Annotated in this window: 18 protein-coding genes; 5 read left to right on the forward strand and 13 right to left on the reverse strand. The window is 71.1% G+C overall.

Going from position 1 to position 22,095, the window contains the following annotated elements; all coding sequences use genetic code 11:
- Window positions 1–11: 11 nt before the first annotated feature.
- The 4 genes from E1288_RS25215 to E1288_RS25230 all read left to right on the forward strand — a co-directional run bounded on the left by E1288_RS25215 (window position 12) and on the right by E1288_RS25230 (window position 6,995).
- A complete protein-coding gene (locus E1288_RS25215) occupies window positions 12–1,712 on the forward strand; it encodes a hypothetical protein (RefSeq protein WP_207954547.1) in 1,701 nt (566 codons plus the stop codon).
- The gene (locus E1288_RS25220) at window positions 1,709–2,686 is read left to right on the forward strand and encodes a glycosyltransferase family 2 protein (protein WP_132489163.1); all 978 of its coding nucleotides are present in this window, start codon (window positions 1,709–1,711) and stop codon (window positions 2,684–2,686) included. The genes E1288_RS25215 and E1288_RS25220 overlap by 4 nt, the downstream gene beginning before the upstream one ends.
- A gap of 219 nt (window positions 2,687–2,905) precedes the next feature.
- On the forward strand, window positions 2,906–6,175 hold the full coding sequence (locus E1288_RS25225; protein ID WP_456320509.1) for an arabinosyltransferase domain-containing protein: 3,270 nt from the start codon (window positions 2,906–2,908) through the stop codon (window positions 6,173–6,175).
- A gap of 88 nt (window positions 6,176–6,263) precedes the next feature.
- Window positions 6,264–6,995: a helix-turn-helix transcriptional regulator gene (locus E1288_RS25230; protein ID WP_132489167.1), complete on the forward strand. Its 732-nt coding sequence runs from the start codon at window positions 6,264–6,266 to the stop codon at window positions 6,993–6,995.
- Between the two features lie 288 nt (window positions 6,996–7,283).
- Here the strand turns inward: E1288_RS25230 and E1288_RS25235 are convergent, their stop codons facing one another.
- The 11 genes from E1288_RS25235 to E1288_RS25285 form a co-directional block, all read right to left on the reverse strand.
- Complete coding sequence (locus tag E1288_RS25235) at window positions 7,284–8,789, reverse strand: carboxylesterase/lipase family protein (RefSeq protein ID WP_132489169.1); 1,506 nt, start codon at window positions 8,787–8,789, stop codon at window positions 7,284–7,286.
- Between the two features lie 22 nt (window positions 8,790–8,811).
- The gene (locus E1288_RS25240; RefSeq protein WP_132489170.1) at window positions 8,812–9,420 is read right to left on the reverse strand and encodes a TetR/AcrR family transcriptional regulator; all 609 of its coding nucleotides are present in this window, start codon (window positions 9,418–9,420) and stop codon (window positions 8,812–8,814) included.
- 44 nt (window positions 9,421–9,464) lie between these two features.
- Window positions 9,465–10,373, reverse strand: coding sequence for a hypothetical protein (locus tag E1288_RS25245; RefSeq protein WP_132489172.1), 909 nt, complete (start codon window positions 10,371–10,373; stop codon window positions 9,465–9,467).
- Window positions 10,374–10,464: 91 nt separating this feature from the next.
- Window positions 10,465–13,449 (reverse strand): translation initiation factor IF-2 N-terminal domain-containing protein, encoded by a 2,985-nt coding sequence (locus E1288_RS25250; protein ID WP_132489174.1) that lies wholly within the window; start codon window positions 13,447–13,449, stop codon window positions 10,465–10,467.
- 167 nt (window positions 13,450–13,616) lie between these two features.
- Window positions 13,617–14,411 (reverse strand): TIGR03936 family radical SAM-associated protein, encoded by a 795-nt coding sequence (locus E1288_RS25255; RefSeq protein ID WP_132489176.1) that lies wholly within the window; start codon window positions 14,409–14,411, stop codon window positions 13,617–13,619.
- Between the two features lie 263 nt (window positions 14,412–14,674).
- Window positions 14,675–16,636, reverse strand: coding sequence for a TIGR03960 family B12-binding radical SAM protein (locus E1288_RS25260; protein ID WP_132489178.1), 1,962 nt, complete (start codon window positions 16,634–16,636; stop codon window positions 14,675–14,677).
- A gap of 98 nt (window positions 16,637–16,734) precedes the next feature.
- Window positions 16,735–17,268: a GNAT family N-acetyltransferase gene (locus tag E1288_RS25265; RefSeq protein WP_132489180.1), complete on the reverse strand. Its 534-nt coding sequence runs from the start codon at window positions 17,266–17,268 to the stop codon at window positions 16,735–16,737.
- Window positions 17,269–17,273: 5 nt separating this feature from the next.
- Window positions 17,274–17,684 carry a nucleoside-diphosphate kinase gene (gene ndk, locus E1288_RS25270; RefSeq protein ID WP_101376463.1) on the reverse strand — a complete coding sequence of 137 codons (411 nt, stop codon included), beginning with the start codon at window positions 17,682–17,684 and terminating at the stop codon, window positions 17,274–17,276.
- Window positions 17,685–17,788: 104 nt separating this feature from the next.
- Window positions 17,789–18,223 (reverse strand): type II toxin-antitoxin system VapC family toxin, encoded by a 435-nt coding sequence (locus E1288_RS25275; RefSeq protein WP_132489181.1) that lies wholly within the window; start codon window positions 18,221–18,223, stop codon window positions 17,789–17,791.
- Window positions 18,213–18,440, reverse strand: coding sequence for an AbrB/MazE/SpoVT family DNA-binding domain-containing protein (locus E1288_RS25280; RefSeq protein WP_132489183.1), 228 nt, complete (start codon window positions 18,438–18,440; stop codon window positions 18,213–18,215). Before E1288_RS25280 ends, E1288_RS25275 begins: the two co-directional genes overlap by 11 nt.
- 60 nt (window positions 18,441–18,500) lie before the next feature.
- Window positions 18,501–20,039: an alkaline phosphatase D family protein gene (locus E1288_RS25285; RefSeq protein ID WP_132489185.1), complete on the reverse strand. Its 1,539-nt coding sequence runs from the start codon at window positions 20,037–20,039 to the stop codon at window positions 18,501–18,503.
- 209 nt (window positions 20,040–20,248) lie between these two features.
- Between E1288_RS25285 and E1288_RS25290 the strand changes: the two genes are divergently transcribed.
- Window positions 20,249–21,349: a zinc-binding dehydrogenase gene (locus E1288_RS25290; RefSeq protein WP_132489187.1), complete on the forward strand. Its 1,101-nt coding sequence runs from the start codon at window positions 20,249–20,251 to the stop codon at window positions 21,347–21,349.
- An 18-nt stretch (window positions 21,350–21,367) separates the two neighbouring features.
- Here E1288_RS25290 and E1288_RS25295 read toward each other — a convergent pair whose 3' ends face one another.
- Window positions 21,368–21,772 carry a type II toxin-antitoxin system VapC family toxin gene (locus E1288_RS25295; RefSeq protein ID WP_132489189.1) on the reverse strand — a complete coding sequence of 135 codons (405 nt, stop codon included), beginning with the start codon at window positions 21,770–21,772 and terminating at the stop codon, window positions 21,368–21,370.
- A gap of 21 nt (window positions 21,773–21,793) precedes the next feature.
- Window positions 21,794–22,039 (reverse strand): ribbon-helix-helix protein, CopG family, encoded by a 246-nt coding sequence (locus E1288_RS25300; RefSeq protein ID WP_165968243.1) that lies wholly within the window; start codon window positions 22,037–22,039, stop codon window positions 21,794–21,796.
- Window positions 22,040–22,095 lie beyond the last annotated feature (56 nt).

The following is a 22,095-nucleotide window of genomic DNA, read 5'->3' on the forward strand; positions in this document are numbered from 1 at the left end:
GGAAACAAAGCGTGACTGACATCGCATCGGAGACCGACCCGGGCGAGCGCGCCACCCCCGAAGCCCCCATTCCAGGCCCGGTGCGGCGGTTCGGCCCCGTGCTGCTCGGCCTGTCGGCGATCGTCCCGCCGCTGATGATGCTTCGGGAAGTGCTGCGCTACCCGCAGATGCACTTCTACGACTACTGGTGGGTCCTGCTCGACCTCACCGACGACGACGGCTCGTTGCGCCCGGAGGCGCTGTTCGGGTTCCGCAACGAGCACCCGTTCGTGCTGCCCAGCCTGCTGTTCTGGCTCAGCGCCCGGTTCGGGCACGGCCTCAACCAGCCGCTCGGGCTGGTGATCATCGCGTTCGGGGTCGCCAGCGTCCTGCTGGTGTGGGCGATGCTGCCGAAGTCGCTGAACCCGTGGCAGCGGGCCGGGCTGGTGGCGGCCGCCGCCACGCTGGTGTTCAACCCGCACGGCATCCACAACTACGTGCGCTCGATGAGCGGGGCGTCCTGGATCCTCGCGCTGATGCTGGTGCTCGCCGCGCTGCTGGCGATGCAGCGCGAACACCGGGTGCTCGCGATCGTGTTCGGGCTGCTGGCGTCGATCAGCTACGGCACGTCGTTCGCGGTGTGGCCGGCGCTGGCGCTGGTGGCGTGGCTGCGCGGGGACCGCCGCCGCTGGGTCGCGACGCCGCTGGTGGTCGGGTTCCTCGTGGTGGCCTCGTGGCTGGTGCTGCGCGGCCCGCAGGGCGGTGGCGGCGCTTCGCCGACCGACGATCCGGCGCAGGCGCTGCTCGCCGGGCTGAGCATGCTCGGCATGGTGTGGACCGGCACCGAGCCGTCGATCGCGCTGATCGCGGGCGTGGCGGGCCTGGCCGTACTCGTGCTGCACGTCCGGCAGACACGCGAGGAGTTCCGCAGCGCCGCGCCGTGGTGGGGGCTGGCGGTCTACGCGGCCGGCTGCGCGGTGATGATCTCCGGCTCGCGGGCCGCGTTCGGCGAGGCCGCCGGGCTGCAGAGCCGGTACAACAGCATGACCGCCGCGCTGTGGATCGCGGTGCTGGTGATCGTGGTCGCCTGGCCGCGCTGGCCGAAGGTCCGCACCGTCGCCGTGGCGGGCACGGTGCTGGCCACCGTCGCACTCGGCGCTCCCATGGCGCAGAGCGTGCGCTCCGATGCGCCGAACCAGAACCTGCTCGCCATCGCCGCGCGCATCGGCCACCCCGACGCGTTCGAGGACCGGTTCCCCGAGCCGGACCGCCTGCTGCCGCGGCTGCAGGCGCTCGGGCACTACCCGTTCTCCGGCGAGTTCACGCTCGGCTGCCCCGACGGCCTGGAGATCGGCGACCGGGTCAGCACCGCGGACTGGCGGACGCCCAGCGACGGCGCGCTGCGCGAGCCGCGCCCGGACGGCCGCGACGTGGTGCTCAACGTGGAGACCGACCAGATCCAGGGCGGGGCCCGGATGCTCAAGGGCTGGGCGATCTCCGGCATCGAGCGGGCCGACTGCGTCGCCGTGCTCGACCAGACCGGCACGGTCATCGGCGGCGGCGTGGTCGACATCCCGCGCTCGGACGCGGAAGCCCAGACGCCCGGCATCGAGATCGGCCTGGGCTTCGAGGCGGTCGCCCCCGCGCAGCCCGGGCCGGTGCGCGTCGCCTTCCACTTCCCCGACGGCTGGTGGATCCGGCCCCTCACGGAAAGCCCGCAGGTCAAGTCATGACGGAAGCCGCACCGGAAGTCGAGGTCTCGCTGCTGGCCCCGGCCAAGAACGAACGGGAGAACCTGCCCCGGCTGTTCGCCGAGATCCGCGACGCTATGCAGCAGCAGCCCCGGAGCTGGGAGCTGCTGGTCGTCGACGACGGCAGCACCGACGACAGCTGGCAGGTGATCGCCGAGCAGGCGCGGCAGGATTCCCGGTTCCGCGGCATCCGGTTGCGGCGCAACTTCGGCAAGGCCGCGGCGCTGGCCGCGGGCGTCGCCGAGGTCCGCGGGCGGTTATTGGTGACGCTGGACGCCGACCTGCAGGACGACCCCGCCGAGATCCCGCGCCTGCTCGACGAGCTCGACGACGGGGCCGACCTGGTCGGCGGCCACAAGGCGCAGCGGCAGGACCCGCTGGGCAAGCGGCTGCCGTCGAAGGTGTTCAACTGGGTCACCGGGCTGATCACCGGCCTGAAGCTCGCGGACCACAACTGCGGGCTGAAGGCCGCGCGCACCGAGGTCTACCGGCGCGTGCCGCTGTACGGGGAGCTGCACCGCTACATCCCGGCGCTGGCGCACCAGCTGGGCTACCGGGTGCGCGAGCTGGCCGTGCACCACCGGCCGCGGGTGCACGGCAAGTCCAACTACGGGTTCGAACGGTACGTGCGCGGCGCGCTGGACCTGCTCACGGTCGTCGCGCTCACCCGCTACGGGCGGCGCCCGGCGCACCTCTTCGGCGGGCTGGGGCTGCTGGCCGGGACGATCGGCACGCTGATCCTGCTCTACCTGACCGGGGTGTGGGTGTTCACCGAGCAGTCGATCGGCACCCGTCCGCTGCTGACGCTGGGCATCCTGCTGGAGATTTTCGCTGTGCAGATGATCTCCGTGGGCCTGCTCGCGGAGCTGGTGCTGCACCGGACCGGGCGGGACCGGGATGTGGATGTGCTGGTGGCCGATCAGACGACGACCGAAAACCCGGCGCAGTCCGCCTGATCGTGTTCGGGTCGCTGTGCGGACTCGTTTCCGGAACTGTTTCGCGCGGCGGGGGCGCTCGCGGAGGCGGACCAAGCCGCAGCGTCGCTCCAACAACGAATGCCGCGCGCCGCCGCGGCAAGACCGACGCTATTGCACCCCAGCACACCCACCCGCTACGACCAGGCAGAACGCGCGGCACCGCGGGCATGCAAATGCGGTCCGGCGGACGCGCGAGGGGTGCGCACAAGTGCGGGCGATCAGCGCCCGTATGGTCTCCACGTGCACCCAGGGTCGGCGAAAAAACTTCGGCTGTACGCCTCGCTGCTCGGGCTCGTCGGCACCGTGCTGGCGTTGCTCGTGCCCTTCCTACCTGTCAATCACGATGTGGTGACATTACGGTGGCCAACCGCTGAAGGCACCAGATCGGTGTCCGCTCCGTTGGTCGCCTACTCACCGCTGTGGCTCGACACGAAGGTGCCGTGCGCGGCCGCGCGCAGCCTGGACGCGCGCACCGCGGGGCCGGCGATCCTGCTGAGCACCAATCCGCCGTCCTCGGACTACGGCAGGCTGACCGGGCTGACGCTGCAGGTCGACGAGGGCCAGGCCGCTCTGTTCTCCAAGGGGCGGCAGATCAGTACGGTGCAGCTGCCCGCCGGCGCGTGCTCGATCGACGTGCGCGCGGACGCCGATGGCACCACCGCGAGCATCGACGGGCAGGCGTGGGCGCGCATTCTCGGCGATCAGCGCCCGCAGCTGACCGGCATCTACTCGTCGCTGGACAACGCCGTGGACGACGTGCGCGGGCTGTCCTTCGAGGCGCGCGTCGACAACCGGTTCAGCAGCTACGCGACGCCGCTCAAGCTCGTGGTGATCGCCCTAGCCGTGGCCGCGTTCATCGGTTCGGTGCTCTGCCTGCGGAAGCTGGACACGCGCGCCGGCCGTCGCGCGCCGCGGCTGGCCCCGCTGCGCTGGTGGAAGCCGACGTTCCGCGACGTCTCGGTGTTCGGCGCGCTGGGCCTGTGGTGGCTGATCGGCGCGATGACGTCCGACGACGGTTACGTGCTGAGCATGGTGCGGTCGGCCGAGAGCGCCGGGTACGTCAGCAACTACTACCGCTGGTTCGCCAACCCCGAGTCGCCGTTCGGCTGGTTCTACGAGTTCTACGCGCTGTGGGTGCAGATCTCGACGGCGACGCCGTGGGTGCGGCTGCCCGCGCTGCTGATGGGCATCGTCAGCTGGTTGCTGATCAGCCGCGAGGTGCTGCCGAGACTTGGCCAGCAGGTGCGGCGCAGCAACGCCGCAGGCTGGGCCGCCGCCGCGGTGTTCCTGGCGTTCTGGCTGCCCTACAACAACGGGCTCCGGGCCGAGCCGGTCGTGGTGCTGTTCTCGCTGCTGGCGCTGTGCGCCGTCGAGCGCGCCGTGGCGACCGGCCGGCTGATGCCCGCCGCGCTGGGCCTGGTCGGCGCCGCCCTATCGGTGGGCGTCAACCCGCACGGCCTCGTCGCGGTGCTGCCCTACATCGCCGCGATCAAGCCGCTGTACCGGCTGGTCCGCAAGCGGGCCCAGGATTTCGGCTGGTTGCCGGTGCTGGCGCCGATCTCCGCTTCCGGGTTCGTGATCCTGACGCTGGTGTTCTACGACCAGACCTGGCAGTCGGTCATGGACGCGATGGAGCTCAAGACCACCTTCGGCCCGAACGGCCGCTGGTACGAGGAGCTCAACCGCTACAGCCTGCTGTTCAGCCAGAGCCCGGACGGCTCGCTGACCCGACGGTTCCCGGTGCTGCTGGTGATCCTCTGCCTGGCCACCTGCGCCGTGGTGCTGCTGCGGCGCGGCCGCATCCGCGGTGCCGGGCTCGGCCCGAGCCGGCGGCTGCTCGCGGTCACCGCGATGTGCTTCGCGGTGCTCGCCCTGACCCCGACCAAGCACACCCACCACTTCGGCATCTTCGCCGCCTTCGGCGGTGCCCTGGCGGCGCTGACCGCGCTGGCCACCAGCACCACCGTGCTGCGCTCCCGCCGCAACCGGGCCGCCTTCGTCGCCGGTCTGATGGTGATCCTGGCGTTCGCCTCCACCGGGCCGAACGCCTGGTGGTACGTCTCGGGCTGGGGCGTTCCGTGGTTCGACAAGCCGCCGTCGATCAGCGGGCACAACTTCAGCACGCTGTTCCTGGTGTTCGCCGCGATAGCGGGCGTGATCGCGCTGATCGAGCACCTGCGCATCGACGAGAACAACCCGAAGATCGTCGACGAGCGCTGGGACAGCCCGGAGAAGCGCAGCCGCGCCCTGCGGCTGGGCACCGCACCGTTGTCGCTGCTCTGCGCGCTGATGGTGTTCGGCGAGCTCGCCGCGTTCGGCAAGGCCATCCAGGAGCGCGGCGACAGCTACAGCCTGTCCACGGACAACGTCAAGCAGCTCACCGGCACCAGCTGCGGGTTGTCGGACTACATCGGGGTCGAGACCGATCCGCAGGCCAGCGTCCTGCCGGTGGCGCCCGACCAGCCCTCGGTGGTCGCGCCGACCCGGGACCCGGCGGTGCCGGTGCCGCCGCGCCGTCTGGCCGGCCGGGAAACCGCCGAGCAGTACCTGCAGCCCAAGCAGGTGGGCTTCACCCGGCCCGGCGTGCCCGCCAGCGACGGCGTCGACTCGGATGCGCCGAGCTGGAAGCCGCCGCACCAGTTCGGCGGCGACAACGCGCCGGCCTGGGGCAGTTTCGACGAGGCCGGCACCAACACCGGCGAACTGCGCACTCCCTGGTACGACATCCCGGATTCGGCCCGCAACGGCGAGGTGCCGATGGCGGTGAGCCTGGCGGGCGCGGAGACCGGCGCGAACTTCGTGGTCCTCGAATTCGGCAAGGACACCGATCGGGGCTTCGAGATCACCGGCCGCTACACCGTGGAGCAGGGCCCGCCGCCCGGGTGGCGGGATCACCGCTACATGCTCGGCGCCGAGGCCGAGGGCGCGACGAAGATGCGGCTGATCGCCGTCGACCAGGCGCTGGGCCGGGAAGGCTGGATCGCGGTGACCGCGCCGCGGGTGCCGAAGCTGACGAACATGACCGAGGTCATCGGGAACAGCGCGACGTTCGTCGAGTGGCCGGCCGCGCTGGTGCACCCGTGCCTGCGGATTTCCGGTCTGTACAACGGGATCGCGGAGATGCCGCAGTTCCGGGTGTCGGCCGGCGAGGAGGTCCGGGACGTCGGTGAGGGCTGGTCGTCGCCGGACGCCGGCGGGCCGTTCGGCTGGCTGACGATCGCGTCCAGCGTCCGCGAGCTGCCGACCTACCTGCGCAACGATCCGCAGCAGGACTGGGGTTCGTTGTACGTGGTGCACCCGTACGACGCGGATGCGCTGCCCGCGCAGGCGGCGATCGAGGTGCATTCGGAGACCCACTGGGGCACCTGGTCGCCCGGCCCGCTGACGCAGGCCCTGGAGCTGCCGGGCGACATGCCCAGCTCCGACGACCGCACGGACATCCCGACGTTCGACGACAAGCAGGACTGACCCGGGCAGCAGGGCCCCGCCGACCGAACGAGCCGGTCGGCGGGGCCCTTCGCGTTCCGGTGTTGGGGTCGATGGGCATCATGGGGTCGTGAGCCGGTATCGGGAGCGGCCGCCGGTCGGCGCGCTGACCGGGGCGATCGCCTGCGTGTGGACGCACGGGGCGGACGCGGACTGCCACGTGCAGCGGGTGGTCCCGGACGGCTGCGTGGACCTGATCTGGATGGGCGATCGCCTCGACGTGGTCGGGCCGGACACCTCCGCCCGGCTCGCGGAGCTGCCGCCGGGGAGCCGCATCACCGGGATCCGGGCCAGGCCCGGCGCCGCCCGGCTGCTGCTGGGCGACATTCCGCCCACCGAGCTGCGCGATCTGCAGGTCGACGGCCTGGACTGCTGGGGCGCCTCGATCCGGTACGCAGTGGACAGGATCAGCGAGGCGCCGGAGCAGGCGGGGCGGGTTCTCGAGGAGTTCGCCTGCTCCCGGTTGTCGGAGTACCGGCCCGATCCGGCGCTCGCGGCCGTCGTCGCGGCCCTGGACTCGCCTGCCCCGCTCGCGGTTCCGGCTCTCGCCGACACCCTCGGGTTGTCCGAGCGCCAGCTGCGGCGACGCGTCACCGCCGCCGTCGGCTACGGCCCGCAGACCCTCGCCGCGGTGCTCCGCTTCCAGCGGGCGGCGCGGCGCGGCACCGGCCCTGGCGGGCTCGCGGAGCTCGCCCACGTCACCGGCTACGCCGACCAGGCGCACCTCACGCGCGAATTCCGCCGCCTGGCCGGCGTGACCCCGGGTCGGTACTTCAGCCCGCTTCCGCACAACCACCCGTGAGTACTTCTGGTCGCTGTAGAGCCTGTTTCCGAACTTGCTCTGCGTGGCGGTGCGGGTAGCGGAACCTCAGAGGCCTTCTCGCTGTGGGATCCCCGACTCATGAATGCCAATTCACCACGTCGGGGCTGTCCTCGCGAGAAGACCCCTGAGAACCCGCAGCGGTGCAAGCTGCGTAGGTGGGCTAAGCGGCTTCGCCGCTTCAAATACAAACCCCGCGCTACCACACCTCACACCACGACATCCAAAACAGCCTCTATAGCAACCAAAAGTAGACACGGCACGGGACGATCAGCCTCGGTCGGCCAGAGCCCTCCAGAACTCCAGGCGGTGCTCGGCGGCGAAGCCGGTCCCGGCAATCTGGTCCGGGTGCAACGACTGCACTCGCGGCTCGGCGGCCGAGAACCGCGGCCAGCCGGGCAGATCCGGCCCGTTGGGGTCGCCGCTGCGCGCGAAGTTCGCCCAGTAGCGGTTCATCGTCGCCGCCAGCCGCCGCTGCGCGTCGTTCAGCGGCGCCGGCTCGCCGAGGTCGAACTGGTAGGGCACCTCGGCGGAGTGGTGGGCGCCCGGCGGGAATCCAGGCGGGAACGGCACGACCGGCGGCGCGTCGCGGTCGGCGAACTCGTAGACGTAGGTGGCGGTGTCCACGCTCAGGGCGTGCGCGAAATCCCACACCGAGCGCGCCCACGCGCAGTCGCCGACCACGTCCGCCCACGCCACGCTCGGCGTCGGGTACGCCCCGGCGGGGTACTGCTGCGCGACGTCGTCCGCCGCGGCGTCGAAGGCCTCGACGAGCAGCTTGTCGTAGCCGTCGGCCGTGATCGGCTGACCGGCTGCGTCCCAGAACAGCGCCGTGAACAGCCGGGCCTCGTCCCGGGTTCCGCCGGTGAGGACCGGGACCCGGTGGAACCGCCCGGCGGGCAGCGCCTGCGTCGGTGATTCCGGCAGCACCGCACCGCCGAACGCCGGCCTGCTGAACACCGACGACACGTTGACCAGCTGCTCGACCGAAACGCGGCGCAGCTGCTCGATCGCCGGCCCCTGCCCTGGCCGCACCCAGCCGAGCTCGCCGACCAGGTGCTCGGCCAGGGCTTCGAGTTCCACTGTGGACAACCACATCGTCGGCAGGTCCGGCGAGCCCGGCGCCCAGCCGTTGGCCGGGGCCTGCAGCAGCGCGAAGCCGCTCTGCACGATCGCCCGGTGGAACAGCCCGGCCGAGCCGGGCGCTACCAGGTGCGCGCTGACGTTGAGCCCGCCGTAGGACTCGCCGAACAGCGTCACGTTGCCCGGGTCTCCGCCGAACTCGCCGATGTTGCGCTGCACCCAGCGCAGCACCGCCTGCTGGTCTTCGAGGCCGAAACCGCCGCCTCCCGCCAGGCCCGGGTAGCCGAAGTTGCCGAAGATGCCCAGCCGCGAATTCGGCGTGACCACGACGACGTCCTCGGCGGTGGCGAGCCGGTGAGCGTCGAAGATCTCGCCCTCGCCATTGGCCCCGCCGCCGCCGTGCAGCCACACCATCACCGGCTTGCGGCCGCCGCTACGGGGCGCGGTCACGTTCAGGAACAGGCAGTCCTCGTCCAGGCTCGCGATGTCGGCGAAGTCCTGCGGGAGCTGCGGGCACGGGTTTCCCGGCTCGGTCGCGTCCCGCACGTCCGGCCACGGCTCGACGGGCTGCGGCGAGCTCCAGCGCAGCTCGCCGACCGGCGGCGCGGCGTAGGGAATCCCCTGGAAGAGCCGGTGCTCCTCGAAGGTCAGGCCGCGCACGCGACCCGAGTCCAGCTCCACGATGTCTTCCACGGCACCTCCGTGCGTTGCCGGCTCACCCGGACCGGGTGGCCAGGTCGAACATGGTCGCGAGCTCGCGGGCGTAGCGGTCGGCGTCGGCGTCGGGTTCCACCCCGAGGCGCAGTGCGACGCCGTCCAGCGCGTGGCGCAGCGCCACGGCCATCACGTGCGGGTCGAAGTCCCGGAACTCCCCCGTCAGCTGGCCGGCGCGGAGCATTTCCCGCAAGCCTTCGAGTTCCCGCCGGTGCGGCAGCGCCGCGTCGTCGCCGCGCTCGTTCAGGAAGATCTCGGTGAGCGCCCGGATCTTCCGGTGGTGCGCGCGGTAGAAGTCCACACTGGACTCGATGAACGCCCGGAGCCGGCCGCGCGCCGTGCCCGCAGCCTCGATGCGCTCCCCCACCAGCTCCTCGGCCGCCGCGTAGACGTCGGTGACCACCTGCTGCATCAGCTCGGCCTTGCTCCGGAAGTGGTAGGAGATCATCCCCGTGCTGCTCAGGCCCGCCCGCTTGGCGATCTGCCCGAACGACGCGCGCGAGTATCCGAGCTCGACGATCGTGTCGATGGCGGCCTCGACGATCTGCGCCCGCCGGCCCCGCTCGGTAAACGACCGTCCTTGCTCACCTGAGCCGGAATTTGCTCGCATGAGCAAAACCTAGCACAGGCGAGCAAGAATGGGAGCGCCGCGGATCAGACTTGGTCGTAGGCGCGGAGGGTGCACAGGGCATCGATGGCCACCCGCGGCCGCCCCTCCAGGCGGGTGCCGGGCGCCCACGCGCGCCACCGGATCGGCCAGCCGCCGTCGTCCTCCTGCAAGGCCGCGAGGTGGTCGAGCCCGCGGGCCATCTCGTCGTCGGAGAACCACGAACGTGCCAGGCTCGTCGGCTCCGGCGCGTAGTCCCAGACGCAGTGCAGCTCGCCGGGCGCGTAGCCGGGAGGCACCTGAGCCCGTTCGGGATGCTGCGGATCGAGCAGCACGAACCCCTTCTCCCGCACGAGCGCGCCCAGCTTCCCGGCCGCGGCACGTGCCCGATCGCGATCCGGCACGTGGTCGAGGAACGACACCGCGGCCTGCACCTCGTAGGGGTGGCTCTCGGTCAGCTCCTCGATCCGCCGCCAGCAGAACTCGGTGGCCCCGGTCAGCCACGGGTGCTCGATCCGGTTCTTGTGCAGCAGGGCCGCGAGCAGGCCGGTGGAGAGCAGGTTCCCCTCGGGCTCCTCGACGATCGGAATCCACGGCGCGTGCGGGTAGTCCCGCAGCCGCGTGTCGCCTCCAGGCACGCCGCCGTCCGGGCGCGTGATCGACATCAGGTAGTCGCAGACCCGCGCCACCGCGGCCCCGTCGCAGGCCCCGACCTCGTCGAGGATCATCAGCGCTGTGAAGGTCTGCAGCGGCTGGCTGAGCGGGCCGCGCGAGTCGGGCTCCAAGGCGTAGCCGTAGCCGCCGTCCGCGCAGCGGTAGGCGTCGAGCGCGGCCAGCACCCCGTCGGCGCTTCCTCCGGCGAACAAGAACTCGAAACGGCGTTGTTCCAGCACGCGCGCGGTCAGCCAGACGAACCGCTCGACGGCGGCCACGCGCTCTTCGGTGCATCGAATCATGCACCGAAGATAAGAAGAATGGCCGAGCCGTTCTTGAACGAATCGGCCATTCCGCGAATTTCTCTGCCTTCGGTGGCAGCCCCGGACGGGGCTACTCCACGGGCGGCCCCGCCGGGCGGGACGCGGACCGGCGAACCCGCCGCACTGGAGCGGCCGGAGCGACGCTCGGCAGGCCGTTCTGGGCGGCCTCCTGCGGCTCGGCCGGCTTGCTGACCACCAGCGGCGTCGCCGCCGCGCCGGCGCTGCCGGCGGCCCGCGTCGCCTTGCGCCGCGGGCGACCGTTCGCCGCTGCCGGCTTCGCCTCGGGCTCGACCGCCTTCGGCTCGACGACCGGCTTCGCCGCCTCCGCCTTCGGCTCGACGACGGGCTCCGGCTTCGGCGCCGCCGGCTCGGCCTTCGCCGCCGGCTTCGGCTCGGCCTTCACGGCCTCGACGGGCTCCGGCTTGGTCTCTTCGGCCTTGACGGCCTCCGCCTTCGGCTCCTCGGCCTTGGCACGCTCGACCTTGGGCTCTTCGACCTTCGGCGCCTCGACCTTGGGCTCTTCGGCCTTCGGTGCCTCAACCTTGGGCGCCTCGACCTTCGGCTCTTCAACCTTCGGCGCCTCGGTCTTGGGTGCCTCTGCCTTGGCCTCGGTGCGAGTCTCCTGCTGGGCGGGCTGCTCGTGCTCGTGCTGCTTGCCCCGCTGCCGGTTCCGCCGGGCACCGTTGTTGCCGCTCGGCTGCCCGTTCGGGTGCGTGACCGGTTCGGTCGAGACGAGCAGGCCGCGGCCGCGGCAGTGCTCGCAGGTGCTGCTGTAGGCCTCCAGCAGGCCGGTGCCGACCCGCTTGCGGGTCATCTGCACCAGGCCCAGCGAGGTCACCTCGGCGACCTGGTGGCGGGTGCGGTCCCGGCCCAGGCACTCGGTGAGGCGGCGCAGCACCAGGTCGCGGTTCGACTCCAGCACCATGTCGATGAAGTCGATGACGATGATGCCGCCGATGTCGCGCAACCGGAGCTGCCGGACGATCTCCTCGGCCGCCTCCAGGTTGTTGCGGGTGACCGTCTCCTCCAGGTTGCCCCCGGAGCCGGTGAACTTACCGGTGTTGACGTCGATCACCGTCATGGCTTCGGTGCGGTCGATCACCAGGTAGCCGCCGGAGGGCAGCCAGACCTTGCGGTCCAGGGCCTTGGCGATCTGCTCGTTGATCCGCTGCTCGGTGAACACGTCGTTCTTGCCGACGTGCTTGGACAGCCGCTGCGCCAGGTCCGGCGCGACGTGCTTGACGTAGGCGTCGATGGTGTCCCAGGCGTCGTTGCCCTGGACCGTCATGGCCGAGAAGTCCTCGGTGAACAGGTCGCGGACGACCTTGATCAGCAGGTCCGGCTCCTCGTAGAGCAGCTGCGGGGCCTGCGCGCCCGGGGTCTCGGCCTTCTCCTTGATGACCTCCCACTGCGCCTGCAGGCGCCGCACGTCGCGGTCCAGCGCCTCTTCGCTGGTGCCCTCGGACGCGGTGCGGATGATCACCCCGGCGTTGTCCGGCACGATCCGCTTGAGGATCTCCTTGAGCCGCTTGCGCTCGGTGTCCGGCAGCTTGCGGCTGATGCCGGTCGCGCCGCCGCCCGGCACGTACACCAGGAATCGGCCGGGCAGGCTGATCTGGGTGGTCAGGCGCGCGCCCTTGTGGCCGACCGGGTCCTTGGTGACCTGCACCAGGACGCTGTCACCGGTCTGCAGGGCCTGCTCGATGCGGCGGGCCTTGCCGGCCAGCCCGGCGGCGTCCCAGTCCACCTCACCGGCGTAGAGCACCGCGTTGCGGCCGCGGCCGATGTCGACGAACGCCGCCTCCATGCTGGGCAGCACGTTCTGCACGCGCCCGAGGTAGACGTTGCCGACCAGCGAGCCGGAGCCCGACGAGGTCACGAAGTTCTCGACGAGGACGTTGTCCTCGAGCACCGCGATCTGCGTCTGGTCGCCGTTCTGCCGGACGACCATCTTGCGGTCCACCGACTCCCGGCGGGCCAGGAACTCGGACTCGGAGAGCACCGGGGCCCGGCGGCGACCGGCCTCGCGGCCGTCCCGGCGGCGCTGCCGCTTGGCCTCCAGGCGCGTCGAGCCCTTGACCGCGCGCACCTCGTCGTCGCTGCTGTCCTGGCGGGTCTCCGCGGCCGGCTCGCGCACGTGCACGACGGTGTTCGGCGGGTCGTCCTCGCGGGCGCTGCTCTCGTCGTCCGAGGAGCCCTTGCGGCGACGGCGGCGACGGCGACGGCGGTTGGAGTCGCCCGAGCCGTCAGCCTCGGCCGACTGCTCCTCGGCGGCTTCCTCCGCGGCCGGTTCGGCGGCCTCGGCGGCGGTCTCCTCGGCGGTTTCGGTCTCTTCCTCGCCCGACTCGGACTCGGCACCACGACCACGGCCACGGCCCCGGCGGCCGCGACGACGACGGCGCCGACCAGCGGGCTCGCTCTCGTCGTCGGTCTCGGCGGCGGTCTCGGCGGGCTGCTCGGCCTCGGTCGCCTCGGGCTCCTGGCTCGCCTCCACCGGCTCCGGCTCGGCCTTCGGCACCTGCCGCGACTCGGGCTGGGGCGCGAGGAACATCGCCTCCGGCGCCGGCGCGGCGAACAGAGGCGTCAGCCCCGGTGCCGCGGGCGTGCCGGCGGCGGTCCCGGCACCGGCGGACGCGAAGTCCGCCGCCGGCACCGCGGGCTCGACAGCGGGCTGCGCCTCGGCCGCGGGCTGCGTCTCAGCTGCCGGCTGCGGCTCCGGCTCGGCCTGGGCTGCGGCTTCCGCCGGGGCCTCTGCCTGGGGTTCCGGCTCGGTCTGCTCCGGCTCGGCCGCGCTCTCCGACTCCGCCACCATCTCGGGGTGCAGGGCCTGCACCACCTGCAGGGCGACGTCGCGGGTGATGTTCGACTGGGCGCTGCGAACCGATTCGCCGATCGATTCCAGCGTCGTGATGATCTCCCGGCTGCTGGCGCCCAGCAGCTTGGCCAGTGCGTGCACCCGGAGCTTGGCGGGCAGCTCGATCGTGCCCTGCTCGTCGCGGGTAGGTGTGGGCGATTGCCCGCTGGGGCTTCCAGCGGGCGTATCCATGTTCAACATCCAGCTCCTCCGCCCCCGGGCGCGTCCGGGTGGACGCGGCCGCACAGAGGCATGTGCGATCTTCGGTCTCCGCCGCCCGCAGGCGACGGCAATTCTGGTGTTCCCTCCGCCCCGGGCCCTTCAGGCCGGGAAGTCACACGGCGGGTCGACGACGTCCGCGCCGCCCGTCACCCCGCCGCGGGCTCTCCCGCCGGAATCCGGCCGCCGCCTGAGGCCCGGGCCAACGGGTCGACAATCCCTCCCCCGTCGTCGAGCCGACCCTGCTCCAGCCGGGTCGCTCTCGCGACGGCCGACGGTGCCAGACCGGCGACGACACGCAGGGCGCTCAGTACGTCGTCGGGTCGTACGACCGGTGTTGTCTGCCGCACGACCGTTACAAGTATCCCATACGGTTCGGATGCCTTCGGCCAATCGTCCACCTGGGCGGTCGACGCGGAATTTTGATCACTCTCCGCGACGACCGGTCGGCCGTCCTGCACCTCCGCGCTGACCAGCGCGGCCCGCGCATCGATGGTGCGGCGACCGTCCTTGGTCATCCGCTCCACCAGCGCGGTGTCGGCCGCCATCAGCGCCGTTGCGGCGTCGCGCAGCTCGGCGACGTCCGTGCCGGGGAGATCGATCCGCCATCGGCTCACCTGCAGCCGGTCCGCGAGCGGACCCGGCTCGGCCTCGACCGCGTCGAGCACGTCGATCCCGTCCGGCAGCGCGGCGTTGAGCTCGGCGGACAGCGTCGCCGGGTCGAGCCGCTCGACGAGCTGGAGCTCGACGTACTCGGCCACGCTGGACACGCCGGTGGGCACCGCACCGGCCCAGGACACCTTCGGGTGCGGGCTGAAGCCCTGGGAATACGCCATCGGTACCCCAGCCCTCCGCAGCGCGCGTTCGAAGGTGCGCGCCACATCGCGGTGCGAGGTGAAGCGCAGCCGCCCCCGTTTGGCGTAACGCAGGCGCAGCTTCTGCACCGGTGGCGCCGAGGGATTGGGGTGATCTCGCCGACTCAGGATGCCCTCCCCGACCAATGATCGTCATCGGCGGTCCTCGTCGACCGCTCCGATGTCGATGCTTGCGTGCTCAACCGCCGTGTGACAACACCTGCGGTTCATATTTCGAAGGACCGTACCCCGGCCACCACCCCGGTACCGAGCCTCCGCCGGGATGTGCGAGGTTGCGGCCAGAACTTCGCACACCCCGCATTAGAGTCCCTTGACCAGGGAAAATGTGGGGATTAGCCGTTGAAGACCGGGTTGCGAACCGGGGAGCCCTGCCCGACCGGAGAGATCGGCAGCAACTTCCGCCCGGTCGGACCGACCTCGATGTCGGTGCCCATCGTCGGGCACACGCCGCAGTCGAAGCACGGCGTCCACCGGCAGTCGTCCTGCTCGCGGGCGTCCAGCGCGTCCTGCCAGTCGGCCCACAACCACTCCTTGTCCAGCCCGGAGTCGAGGTGGTCCCACGGCAGCACTTCTGTCTCGCCGCGCTCGCGGGTGGTGAACCAGTGCACGTCCACGCCCAGCGGTTCGAGCTCGGCGGCGGCGCAGGACATCCAGCGCTCGAACGAGAAGTACTCGTTCCAGCCGTCGAACCGGCCGCCCTCGCGCCACACCCGCTCGATGACCCGGCCGATCCGGCGGTCACCGCGCGACAGCAGTCCCTCGACCATCGTCGGCTTGCCGTCGTGGTAGCGCATGCCGATGTTGCGGCCCAGGCTGCGGTCGGTGTTGATCTCCTGGCGCAGCTTGCGCAGCCGCTCGTCGATGGTGTCCGGATCGCACTGCGACGCCCACTGGAACGGGGTGTGCGGCTTCGGCACGAAACCGCCGATCGAGATCGTGCAGCGGATGTCCTTGCGGCCCGAGACCTCCCGGCCGGCCCGGATGACCTGCTTGGCCATCTCGGCGATCTGCAGCACGTCCTCGTCGGTCTCGGTCGGCAGCCCGCACATGAAGTACAGCTTGACCTGTCGCCAGCCGTTGGCGAACGCGGCGGAGACGGTGCGGATGAGGTCCTCCTCCGACACCATCTTGTTGATCACCCGCCGGATCCGCTCGCTGCCGCCTTCCGGCGCGAACGTCAGGCCCGAGCGGCGGCCGTTGCGGGACAGCTCGTTGGCCAGGTCGATGTTGAAGGCGTCCACCCGGGTCGACGGCAGCGACAGCCCGGTGTTGGTGCCCTCGTAGCGGTCCGCCAGACCCTTGGTGATCTCGGCGATCTCGGAGTGGTCGGCCGAGCTCAGCGACAGCAGGCCGACCTCTTCGAAACCGGTGGCCTCCAGCCCACGCTGCACCATCTCGCCGATGCCCTCGATGGACCGCTCCCGCACCGGCCGGGTGATCATCCCGGCCTGGCAGAACCGGCAGCCGCGGGTGCAGCCGCGGAAGATCTCCACGCTCATCCGCTCGTGCACGCTCTCGGCCAGCGGCACCAGCGGCTTCTTCGGGTACGGCCAGTCGTCGAGCTCCATGGTCGTCCGCTTGAAGACGCGGTACGGCACCCGGTCGCGGTTCGGCACGACCTCGGAGATCGCGCCGTCGGGGCCGTAGGTGACGTCGTAGAACTGCGGCACGTACACGCCGCCGGACTCGGCCAGCCGGAGCAGCAGCTCCTCGCGGCCGCCCGGCCGCCCCTCGGCCTTCCAGCGCCGGATGGCCTCGGTGATCTCCAGGACCGCTTCCTCGCCGTCGCCGAGCACCGCGGCGTCCAGGAAGTCGGCGATCGGCTCGGGGTTGAACGCCGCGTGCCCGCCGGCCAGCACGATCGGGTGATCATCGGTGCGATCGACCGCGTGCAGCGGGATGCCCGCGAGGGCGAGCGCGCCGAGCATGTTGGTGTAGCCGAGTTCGGTGGCGAAGCTGAGGCCCAGCACGTCGAACGCGCCGACCGGCCGGTGGCTGTCCACGGTGAACTGCGGGATGTCGTGCTCCCGCATCAGCTCCTCGAGGTCCGGCCACACCGCGTAGGTGCGTTCGGCGAGCACGTCCGGCTGCTCGTTGAGGATCTCGTAGAGGATCTGCACGCCCTGGTTGGGCAGCCCGACCTCGTAGGCGTCGGGGTACATCAGGCACCACCGGATGGCGGCGTCGTCCCACGCCTTCGCCGTCGCGTTGAGCTCCCCACCCACGTACTGCACGGGTTTGGAGACGCGCGGCAACAGCGGTTCCAACCTGTCGAAAACGGACTCAACACGCACGCGACCAGGGTAGAGGTCCGCCCCGAATCGGGAGACCGGGGGCGATTTCAATGGAAATCGGACCTCCGACTTCCATTGAAATCGCGCAACACCGGTGCTCAGACGTCTCGGGTGAACCAGATTTCGTCGCGGTCGTCGCCGGTGGCGACCCGCACCGCGCCCGGCCAGCGGCCGCGTTCGACCCAGCCGTTGGCCTCGTAGAAGCGCTCCAGGTCGTGCCCGCTTCGGGTGACCAGATCCAGCTTCTCCAGGCCGATCGCCCGCGCCTGCACCAGCACGGCGTCGAGCAGCCGCTTGCCCCAGCCCTGGCGCTGCAGGGCGGGGTCGACGGCGAGCCAGGCGAGCTCACCGGTGTGCCTGCGCACCGGCAGCTGACGCTGCCGCAGCACCCCGAGCCCGACCAGCACGTCCTGCCGGCCGATGGTGATCAGGTGCGCCCGCTCGGCCTGGACGTCCTCGACCAGCGCGGCGGCCGCCGCGCGCAGCCGCTCGACCGGGTCGGTCGGGCTGAAGCCGACCGCGCCGCCTGCGGCGGTGACCCGCTCCCACAGGTCGGCGAGCCCGTCCACCAGGCCCGGGTGCGAGGCGTCGACCCGGTGCGGCCCGGTCACGTCGACGCCGGTTCCGGTCACTGCGCTCAGATCTCCGGGAACCACAGCTTGAGCTCGCGCTCGGCGGACTCGACCGAGTCGGAGCCGTGCACGAGGTTGTACTGGACCTCCAGGCCGAAGTCGCCGCGGATGCTGCCCGGCGCGGCCTTGTCGACCGGGTCGGTGCCGCCGGCCAGCTGGCGGAACGCCGAAATCGCGCGCGGCCCCTCGACGCACGCTGCCACGACCGGGCCGGAGGTGATGAACTCGATCAGGCTGCCGAAGAACGGCTTGCCGTCGTGCTCGGCGTAGTGCTGCTCGGCGAGCTGGCGGTCGACGTTCTTCAGCTCCAGCGCGACCAGCTTCAGGCCCTTGCGCTCGATGCGGCTGATCACCTCGCCGACCAGGCCACGCTCGACGCCGTCGGGCTTGACCAGGACCAGGGTGCGCTCGCTCACGGTTGTTTCTCCTTCGCTGACTGCGGCGCCGGATGTGGACACGCGCCGCGCCGGATTTGTCCGCCAGGGTATCGATGCAGGTGACACCCCTGGCGCGGGGGCTTTCACTCCTCCGGCGAGATCAGCTGCACGGTCGGGAAATAGGTGCGGTACCGGCGCGCATCACGGGTCAGGAGCCGGAGCCGACTCACCGCCGCGTGCGCACCGATGTAGAAGTCGGGCAACGGCGACGGCTTCTCACCTCCTCGTCGGCGGTAGTCCTGGAAGCACTTTCCTGCCAGGAACGCCGCCGACCACGGCAGAGGCACTCGAACGTAGAGGTCGTCCGGGAGCACGGCGTCGAGCTCGTCCAGCGTCGAATACCCGACCGAGACCTCGGAATAGACGATCGGGTTGATCACGACAGCGCCGTGCTCGCCCACGTCCTTCAGTTTCTGTTCAGACCACTCTGCCCACTGCGGATCCTTGGTGATCACGTCGAGAAAGACGTTGGAATCGACCAGCGTGACGGGCGGGCGAGCCGCCGACTCACTCGCCACGGGTCAGCTCCATGATCTCGTCGGTCGTCATCTCACCGTGCCCGCTGCCGCGCAGCAGATCGACCATCCGTTGCCCACGGCTGGGCACCGAATGCGCGCGCGTCAGGACTAACGCATTCCCCTCCAATCTGATCTCGATCTGATCGCCCGGCCGGAGCCCCAGTTCTCGGCGCAGGTCGATCGGGATGGTCACCTGTCCCTTCTCCGTCAGCTTCATGGAAGTAAGAATACGGCTTTTCCTACTTCTACTGCTACGGAATAACTCGATCGTGGCTGGTCAGCGCTGCGGGTCGAGGGTCTTGGCCCAGAGGGAGCGGCCGGACTGGTCGCGGAGGTCCACGGTGAGCCGCCCCGTGCGGCCGTCGATGTTGACCTCGCCGAAGTGCTGGAAGCCCTCCAGCGGGGACGCGCCCTGGCGGGTCGGGGCGTTGACGAACACCTGCTCCGGACCGAAGGTCGGGTCGAGCTTGTTCGGCCCGAACGCGCCGGCGTGCAGCGGGCCGGAGACGAACTCCCAGAACGGGTCGAACCCGGCGAAGGACGCGCGCTCCGGCACGTAGTGGATCGCCGCCGTGTAGTGCACGTCGGCGGTCAGCCAGACGGTGTTGCGGACCGAGCGGCGGCTGATCTCCTGCAGCACCCAGGCCAGCTCCGCCTCGCGCCCGTTGGGCGCCCCAGGCAGGCCGTTGGCCACGGCCTCGATCTTGTCGCCGTCCGGCACGACGATGCCGATCGGCATGTCCGAGGCGATCACCTTCCAGGTCGCGCGGGACCGGGCGAGCTCGTCGACGAGCCAGCGCGCCTGGCGGGCGCCGAGGATCCGCTCCGGCGTGGTGCCCGCCGAGTTCGGGTCGCGGTAGCTGCGCATGTCGAGCACGAACACGTCCAGCAGCGGGCCGTGCGAGACCTTCCGGTACACCCGGCCGTCCACCGCGTCCTGGCGGCGGACGGGCTGCCACTCGTGGAAGGCCTGGAACGCCCGCGCGGCGAGCACGTCGACGCGCTTCTCGGTGTACTGGTCGAGGTCCAGGATCTCGCCCGGGTACCAGTTGTTGGTGACCTCGTGGTCGTCCCACTGCACGAGCTGCGGGACCTGCGCGGCGAAGCGCCGCACGTTCTCGTCGAGCAGGTTGTAGGCGAACTGCCCGCGGTATTCGGCCAGGGTCTCGGCGACCTTGGACTTCTCCTGGGTCACGACGTTGCGCCACACCCGGCCGTCGGGCAGCGTGACGGACTCCTTCAACGGACCGTCGGAGTACACGGTGTCGCCGCTGTGCAGGAAGAAGTCCGGGTTGCGGGCGGCCATCGCGTGGTAGATCGTCATGCCGCCGACGTCCCGGTTGATGCCCCAGCCCTGCCCCACGACGTCGCCGGACCACAGGAAGCGCACGTCCCGCCGGTTGCGCGGCACGGTGCGGAAGGTGCCGGTCAGCGCCTCGCTCTCGACGCGGCCGTCCAGGTCCTCGGCGATCACGCGGTAGTACGCCTGCTGCCCCGGCGGCAGCCCGCCCAGCCGGACCTCGCCGGTGCCGTCGGTCTCCGGGGTCAGGACCGGACCTGGGATCCGCCGCGCGCCGCGGAAGTCGGCGTGCCGGGAGACCTCCACGAACATCCGCGACGGCCGGTCGGCGCGGGTCCACACCACGGCCCCGTCCGGGCGCGGGTCCCCGAGCTGCACGCCGTGGGTCAGCACCGGGCGACCGCCGCTCGCGAACGCGGGCGCACCGGACAGGAACAGGCCGGTGGCGGCGAGGCCGGTGGCGGCGGCGCCGCGGAGCAGGGCGCGCCGGTTCAGCTGGGCAGGTTCGGGAGTCATGCCGCCGGTTCTATCCGTGGCAGGAGGCTGGTGGATCACCGCTGGTCGACGCGCAGGTGAAGAGTTCGTGCCGGGCGACCGCAAGCGCACGGGCGGTGCCGGGCCGATCATCGGCGGCGCGGGTTTCCCACGTTCGCGCCTGGTGCCCGGCGGGCCGGCGCGATAGCTTCACGGGCAAACCGACTGGCCGGTCTGACTTGGAGGTCCGGATGCGCGCCGCCGTGCACACCGCCGCGAACCAGCCGATGCGGATCGAGGAACTCGCCGATCCCCGGCCGAAGGCCGGCGAGGTCGCCATCGACGTGCGGTCCTGCGGGGCCTGCCACACGGATCTGCACGTGCTCAAGGGAGAACTGCCGTTCCCGACGCCGACGGTGCTCGGGCACGAGGTGGCCGGCGTGATCGCCGAGCTCGGGCCGGACGTCACCGGGCTCGAGGTGGGCGACCGGGTGGTGACCAGCTTCATCATGCCGTGCGGCCAGTGCGAGCAGTGCGCGCGCGGCAACGAGGAGATCTGCCGGAAGTTCTTCGAGTTCAACCGCGGCAAGGGACGGCTCTACGACGACGAGACCCGGCTGTTCCGGCCGGACGGCGAGCCGGTCTGGATGTACTCGATGGGCGGCCTGGCGGAACGCTGCGTCACGCCTGCGACCTCGGTCTACCGCGTGCCGGACGGCGTGGAGCTCAGCGACGTCGCTTCGGTGGGCTGCTCGACGATGACCGCGTACGGCGCGCTGCGCCACGCGGCGAACGTGCAGGTCGGTGACACCGTGGCGGTGGTCGCGGCGGGTGGCGTCGGCTCGGCGCTGATCCAGCTGGCGGCGGTGTTCGGCGCTTCGATGATCATCGCGGTGGACATCAGCGAGGAGAAGCTGGCCGGGGCGCGGAAGCTGGGCGCGACGCACGTGGTCAACTCCGCCGAGGCGGACGCGCCCGCGGCGATCCGCGAGCTGACCGGCGGGCGCGGCGTGGACGTCGCCTTCGAGGCGCTGGGCGCGGTGCCCACCTTCGACATCGCGCGCGACTCGGTCGTCGAAGGCGGCCAGGTCGTGGTGGTCGGCATCGCCGCCCGGGGCACGACCGCGGAGTTCGACCTGGCGACCATCGCCCGGCGGAAGCTGCAGATCAAGGGCTCCTACGGCGCGAAGCCGCGGCGCGACATGCCGGTGCTGCTCGACCTGGTGGCCCGCGGCCTGCTCCGCCCGCAGGACGCGATCAGCCGCCACTACCCGTTCGAGCAGGTCCAGGACGCCTACGACGCCCTGAAGCGCGGCGAAACCGTCGGCCGAGCCGTCATCGACATCGGCTGACGAGTCCAGCCCTCGGGCCTAGTCCAGGGGATGCCTCCAGCGCAGTCCCGGGTAGCGCGCGAAGCCCCGGTCCGCGGTGATCCACTCGCAACCGCGCTCGATCGCGATCGCCGCGAGATATGCATCCGGGACCAGATTGCCCTTCGCGTCCGCCTTGCGGCAGAGCTCGGTGAAGATCTCCCAATGGCGCGGACCCGGTTCGACCTGCACGAATGCGGGCGACGTACGAATCGCGGCGATGATCTCCAACGCTTGCTCCGGCGCCAAGGGCCGGTTCCAGATCTTGTGGTTGGTGATGATCCGCAGGTAGCCGCTGAACACCAGCGCTGGAATGCCGACCGGAGCGGGCCCTTGCAGGGCATCCTCAAGCCAAACGCGGTACTTCTCGTGGTCCGGCAGGGCCGCGTTCTGAGCGTTGAGCAGGAACGTTGACGCCGCAAGCGATCACTCGCCGCGCTCCATGAACTCCAGCAGGGTGGCGTTGTCGTTCACATCGACGCCCGGCTTCGGTTCACCCAGGCCGAATGTCGGCAGCCGAAACCGCCCCTTCGGGGCGCCTTCCTGCGCACGCCGCAGCTCGCCCATCCGGACGTCGTCTTCGATCAGAGCGCTCACCGTGGTGTGCTGGCGTGCGGCACGCAGCTTTAACCGGGCGAGCAACTGATCATCAATCGTGATGGTCGTCCGCATGCACCGAAGCATGTCGCGGTTGCACCCGGATGCACCACCCTCGATCAGGTGGAATG

Source organism: Saccharopolyspora elongata (genome assembly GCF_004348985.1).
Lineage (GTDB): Bacteria > Actinomycetota > Actinomycetes > Mycobacteriales > Pseudonocardiaceae > Saccharopolyspora > Saccharopolyspora elongata.

Bases quoted from the DNA above. Each gene is read 5' to 3' on its own strand.
- E1288_RS25220 (WP_132489163.1), top strand. From the start codon at position 1,709: ATGACGGAAGCCGCACCGGAAGTCGAGGTCTCGCTGCTGGCCCCGGCC.
- E1288_RS25240 (WP_132489170.1), bottom strand. From the start codon at position 9,420: ATGCGAGCAAATTCCGGCTCAGGTGAGCAAGGACGGTCGTTTACCGAG.
- E1288_RS25245 (WP_132489172.1), bottom strand. From the start codon at position 10,373: ATGATTCGATGCACCGAAGAGCGCGTGGCCGCCGTCGAGCGGTTCGTC.
- E1288_RS25250 (WP_132489174.1), bottom strand. From the start codon at position 13,449: ATGTTGAACATGGATACGCCCGCTGGAAGCCCCAGCGGGCAATCGCCC.
- E1288_RS25280 (WP_132489183.1), bottom strand. From the start codon at position 18,440: ATGAAGCTGACGGAGAAGGGACAGGTGACCATCCCGATCGACCTGCGC.
- E1288_RS25285 (WP_132489185.1), bottom strand. From the start codon at position 20,039: ATGACTCCCGAACCTGCCCAGCTGAACCGGCGCGCCCTGCTCCGCGGC.
- E1288_RS25290 (WP_132489187.1), top strand. From the start codon at position 20,249: ATGCGCGCCGCCGTGCACACCGCCGCGAACCAGCCGATGCGGATCGAG.
- E1288_RS25300 (WP_165968243.1), bottom strand. From the start codon at position 22,039: ATGCGGACGACCATCACGATTGATGATCAGTTGCTCGCCCGGTTAAAG.